At 68.8% G+C, this 5,007-nt stretch carries 6 protein-coding genes; all 6 read right to left on the reverse strand.

Features of this window, described 5'->3' with window-relative positions:
• Positions 1–742, reverse strand: a 742-nt coding sequence (locus ACWDU1_RS29420; RefSeq protein ID WP_450003440.1) for an ABC transporter permease, incomplete at its 3' end; no start/stop codon positions are given.
• Positions 739–1,701 (reverse strand): ABC transporter ATP-binding protein, encoded by a 963-nt coding sequence (locus ACWDU1_RS29425; RefSeq protein ID WP_450003442.1) that lies wholly within the window; start codon positions 1,699–1,701, stop codon positions 739–741. The genes ACWDU1_RS29425 and ACWDU1_RS29420, both read right to left, overlap by 4 nt.
• A 121-nt stretch (positions 1,702–1,822) precedes the next feature.
• Positions 1,823–2,335, reverse strand: a complete 513-nt coding sequence (locus ACWDU1_RS29430; RefSeq protein WP_450003444.1) for an EXLDI protein — start codon at positions 2,333–2,335, stop codon at positions 1,823–1,825.
• A 78-nt stretch (positions 2,336–2,413) separates the two neighbouring features.
• Positions 2,414–2,773, reverse strand: a complete 360-nt coding sequence (locus ACWDU1_RS29435; RefSeq protein WP_450003446.1) for a hypothetical protein — start codon at positions 2,771–2,773, stop codon at positions 2,414–2,416.
• The gene (locus tag ACWDU1_RS29440; RefSeq protein WP_450003447.1) at positions 2,770–3,633 is read right to left on the reverse strand and encodes a DUF692 domain-containing protein; all 864 of its coding nucleotides are present in this window, start codon (positions 3,631–3,633) and stop codon (positions 2,770–2,772) included. The genes ACWDU1_RS29435 and ACWDU1_RS29440 overlap by 4 nt, the downstream gene beginning before the upstream one ends.
• A 3-nt stretch (positions 3,634–3,636) precedes the next feature.
• Positions 3,637–4,521 (reverse strand): TIGR04222 domain-containing membrane protein, encoded by an 885-nt coding sequence (locus ACWDU1_RS29445; RefSeq protein WP_450003449.1) that lies wholly within the window; start codon positions 4,519–4,521, stop codon positions 3,637–3,639.
• Positions 4,522–5,007: the final 486 nt, after the last annotated feature.

Consider the following 5,007-nt stretch of genomic DNA (forward strand, 5'->3'; position numbering starts at 1 on the left):
CCAGGCACCAGCCCAACGAGATCAGCGCGTTGTTCCCGATGGCGCTGCCCATGAGCAGGCCGCGCAGCGTTTCGGTGAACGGGGTGAACGGCTGGTACTCGGCGAACCAGCGCATCACCGTCGGCATGGTGTCGGTGGGGACCAGACCCGAGCCCAGGAACGGCAGCATGATGATCGGGAACGGCAGGTTGCTCGCGCTTTCCGGGTTCGGCGCGACCAGGCCGAACGCGACCGACAGCCAGGTCAGGGCGAACACCACCAGGAGCAGGAAGCCGATCGCGGCGGCCCATTCCAGCGCGGTCGCCGACGGGCGGAATCCCATCAGCACCGCGACCCCGAGCATCGCGGCCAGCGCCAGGACGGCCTGGACCAATACCCCGAGTACATGCCCGGTGAGCAGTGCGGACTGGGTGATCGCCATGGTCCGGAATCGGTTGACGATGCCCTTGGTCACGTCGGTGCACACCGATACCGCCACCGACGCGGTGAGATACGCGGGCAGCATGAGCAGCATTCCCGGCACGAGATAGTCGATGTAGTCGACGCTGCCGTCACCGCTGAGGCCGGATTCCAGGGCGCCGCCGAAGATGTAGTTGAATACGGCCAGCAGCACGATCGGCATCACCGTGACGGAGATCGTCATACTCGGATAGCGACGCGCCAGCAGTAGATTGCGCCGCAGCATGGTCCAGGTATCCGCGAGCGGGGTGGCCGGCCGCGGCGCGTGGGTGAGGGTGGTCATCGCACGGGTTCCTTTTCTGCGGTGGGGGTTCCGGTGAGGGTGAGAAAGACGTCGTCGAGATCCGGGGTGTGGACCGACAGACCTTCGGCGGGCAAGCCGTGCGCGTCGATCCGGTCGAGTACCGCGCGCAGCGATCCGAGGGCGCCGTCGCCGGGGACGGCCAGGGTCAGCTCGTCGTCGATGGCCCGAGCACCCGAACCGAAGACCACGGCGGCGGAGCGAAGCGCCGCCGCGTCGGCGAACCGCACCCGGATATGGCCGCCGGGAACGAGTCGTTTGAGTTCGGCCGAGGTCCCCTCGGCCACGATCCGGCCCCGGTCGAGGACGGCGATGCGATCGGCCAGCCGGTCGGCTTCCTCGAGGTACTGGGTGGTCAGGAACACGGTGACGCCGTAGTCCTGGACCAGACCGCCGATGATCTCCCACATGGTGCGGCGGCTGCGCGGATCGAGTCCGGTGGTGGGTTCGTCCAGGAAGATGATGCGCGGATCGCCGACGAGGGTCATGGCGAGATCGAGCCGGCGGGTCATACCGCCGGAGTAGCTGCTCGCGGTCTTGTCGGCGGCCGCGGTGAGATCGAAGCGCGCCAGCAGTTCGTCGGCGAGTTCACGGGTGCGGCGGCGCGGAATCCGGTGCAGATCTCCCATGAGCCGGAGGTTCTCCCGGCCGGTCAGGAGTTCGTCGACGGCGGCGAATTGCCCGGTGACCCCGATCGCCGTGCGCACCGCGTCGGGTTCGGTGCGCGGATCGTGCCCGCCGACGCGGATATCCCCGCCGTCCGGGGCGTTCAGGGTGCTCAGGATCTGGACCGTGGTGGTCTTCCCGGCGCCGTTGGGTCCGAGCAGGGAGTAGATGGTGCCCTCGGGGACGGTGATATCGACGCCGTCGAGCACCACGGTATCGCCGTAGGACTTGCGCAGTCCGGATGCCCGGATCGCGGGGCCGCGTCCGTTGTTCATGTTTGAGACCTCCTGAGATACATGTTCAAGTGCGTATGTGGGCATGTCTTATCGACACCGCTCCCCGGGTCGCGGCGTGGGGGGTGGTGCTCGGGCGGTTACCGGCGAATTCGGGATCCGATCAGATGTCGAGATCCTCCACCGGGGCCATTTCGGCTATTTCGGAGATCCGCCGGTACATCTGGTCGGGGACCTTGCCTTTCAACTCCTCGAGGGTGTCGGTGATGGTGAGAAGGTAATCGCCCCAGTCCTGTTCGAGCCCGAGCATGCGGCGCCAGTTCTTCAGATCCCGCACCCAGTTCTGACTCTCGGGATACTCCGACCATTTGGAGTACTGGGCATGCAGGACGAATTTGCCCTTACGGCTGCGGAATACGCGGACATGTTCCATCCGCTCGTCGTCCTCGTCCCGGTATTCACCGAGCAGCGAGCCCTGGAACCGCACCTGCCGGACCCCGTTGTGCCCGACCCGCAGCACCACCTCGTCGTAGCCCTCGACCTTGCCCTCCTCGAGTTCGATGAACCGCCGCAGGGCCGTGACCACGGCGCCGGAGAGGTTGCCACCGACCAGTTCCTGCGCCCGCTGGAACAGCGGTAGATCATCGTCGGCGACGTAGATGGTCTTATTGGGCATGAACCGACTATACGTAGACATATACGTATAGGCAAGAGTGGCCGGTACATCCCGTGAAAAATGCTCTCACCAGGTGATTCAGTAGCCGGGGCGGATGCGGCGCCGCAGCGGTCCGATGACCCGTTCCGCCCATTCCGGACCTCGGCCGCCCCACCGGATACCGGTGTCGCGGGCGAACCGCCGCGCGTCGGCCGCGGTACCGCGTTTGGGCCGGGTCCGCGCCCACGCCACGTACCGTTCGGTGAAATCCGGGCCCGCGGCGTGTTCGAGGCCGGGATAGCGGGCAGCGACCTCCCGGGCCCGTTTGTGCAGCACCGCGTCCGCCGCCGCGCGGACCGCGCAGACGTCGAAACCGGGTGGCACCGTCGCCCCCGTCACCAGCGCGCGGACCAATGCCGCCTGCCGGGACGCCAGGTCCGGTCCGTCGGTTCCGGTCATCGCAGTGCCGCCCGAGCCGAGGCCGTGATCGGCGCGCGCGCCGCGGCATTGCTCAGCGCGTCCAATTCGTCGAGCAGTTCGTCGGCCGGTGGATAGTTGCCGTCCCGTTCCAGCATCAGCGGCACCGGATGGTGACGGACGAATTCGGCCACCATTTTCAGCACCTCGGCGGGAATCGGATGCAGGTGGGTGTCGTGATATCTCCCCCCGGCCTCCGCGCCACCGGCGATATGGCAGTACGCGATCCGTTCGGTGGGTAGCGCGGCCAATTCGGTATAGGGATCGCGGCCCCGGTTACGCGCGTTGGCATAGACGTTCGCGATATCCAGCAGCAGATATACGCCGGTGCGGTCCACGATCTCGGTGAGGAACTGCGCTTCGGTCATCTCGTCGTCGGGCCAGTCGAAGATGGCCGCGATGTTCTCCACTGCCAGCGGGACGTCCAAGCCCGCCACCGTGCGCGCGATATTGGCGGTGAGCACATCGAGCGCTTCCCGGGTACGCGGCACCGGCAGCAGATGCCCGGCCTCCAGCCCGCCCGCCCGGACGAAGGCGATATGTTCGCTGACCAGCGGTGCCGAAACCGCCCCGGCGCAGCTCGCCAGCCGCTCCACCCGCGCCCCCGAGACCGGTTCCGCGCCGCCCAGCGACAGCGAGATACCGTGCGGGACCACGAGGGTGCCGCGGGCCCGCAGCGCTTCCAGTTCCTCCGGCACGGCGACGCCGCCGGATCGGCCCACCGGGCCCAGCGATTCGGCGATGACCTCACAGAAGGCGAGGCCGTCCAAATGCTCGATCACACCGCAGATCTGCGGCCGCCAGCCGATACCGAGCCCGTTCTCGGGTAGTGGACCGGACACCGGTCAGCCGCCGCATCCGCCGCAGCCACCACCACAGCCGCCGCCGTCGCCGCCACCGGAAGCACCACCGGCGTCGCCGCCGCCCCCGCCGTCGACCCGGGGATCGCCCATTGCCCCGTTCAGGGCCGGGTCCAGCAGGATCAGCGCCTGCGCTCCGAACAGCGCGACCGCCAGACCGGCGGCCGCCCCGCCGTAGGTGTGGAAGGAGGGTGAGTTCGAGGGCCGCAGATGCCGGTGCCGGGCGGTCGCGTCGTCGAGGGCGGCCCGGCCGAGCGGAGTCACCCGCACCGGCGCCATCACCCGCCATCCGGCGAGCGCCAGCACGACCAGCACCACCACCAGCAGCAGCACCGCGTTGCCGTTCGCGACCCCGGCGATCAGCCGCAGCACGCCGAGCGCGGCGACCACCACGATCGGGATACCGGCCCGGCGCAGTCTCGCCGAATCACCGGAATCGGTGAGGTAGCCGCGACCGCGCAGCGAAGTACGCAGATCCGTCAGCTCGGCGCGCATCCGGTGGGCGACACCGGAGAAGCTCTGCTTCGACTCGTCCATCCGCCGCGCCACCGCGAGCGTGAACGGATCGAGCGCGGCACCCGGTACCGGCTTGCCGGTCGGATGACCGGCGCTGTCGATGAGATCGTGGCCGCGCAGCAGGGCGACCGAGGCCATGACCGCCCGGTCGTCGCCGGTGAGCATCCCGAGTTCGTACGGGGTGAGTTGTTCGGCCGGCGGGCCCACGGGGGCCAGCACCCGGCCGCGCAGCCAGAATCCGGCGACCACCGCGGCCACCGCCAGCGGTATATACACCAGCAGGAAATCGGGCCCGTCCAGGCCCCAGGTCTGCCCGGCGGCAATCGGTATCGACCGGGCGGCCGACCATTCCATCACGCGCACCTCGACCACCTCCGGATCACCGACGACGCTGAGACCCAGTATCCGGACCGAATCCCGACCACGCCACGACGATTCGGTGGCAGAACCGTGAACCGCACGTGGCCGTTCGGGTGTTCCGGCAGTCGGCCGGAGCGTGACGCCCTACCGTCCGCCGGGTGAATTCCCGGCGATTCCCGGCGCTGTCCTACCGGGTGCACGCCGGATGGATGCCTAGGGTCGGTGTCCATGAACCCTGCCGGTTGGAGATCGAACGCGATTGGGCGCCGCCTTCGGCGGCGCGGCTCGGCCACCCTGTGGACACGGGTTTGCACTGCTCCCGCCCGCTCGGGCCCGGGACGGGCGCTACTGGCCGGAGCCGCCCTGCTGCTCGTCGCCGCCGGTCCCGGGGGGGGGGGGGGGGGCCCCCCCCCCCCCCCCCCCCCAAAAAAAACCACCCGGGTAGGCAAAGCCACCCCCCCAAAAAAAGTTATGGGGTGT

The organism is Nocardia sp. NPDC003345 (assembly GCF_053589395.1).

What these genes read in the sequence shown, in the direction of transcription:
- ACWDU1_RS29430 (WP_450003444.1), bottom strand. Translation starts at nt 2,335, where the DNA reads ATGCCCAATAAGACCATCTACGTCGCCGACGATGATCTACCGCTGTTC.
- ACWDU1_RS29445 (WP_450003449.1), bottom strand. Translation starts at nt 4,521, where the DNA reads ATGGAATGGTCGGCCGCCCGGTCGATACCGATTGCCGCCGGGCAGACC.
- ACWDU1_RS29435 (WP_450003446.1), bottom strand. Translation starts at nt 2,773, where the DNA reads ATGACCGGAACCGACGGACCGGACCTGGCGTCCCGGCAGGCGGCATTG.
- ACWDU1_RS29425 (WP_450003442.1), bottom strand. Translation starts at nt 1,701, where the DNA reads ATGAACAACGGACGCGGCCCCGCGATCCGGGCATCCGGACTGCGCAAG.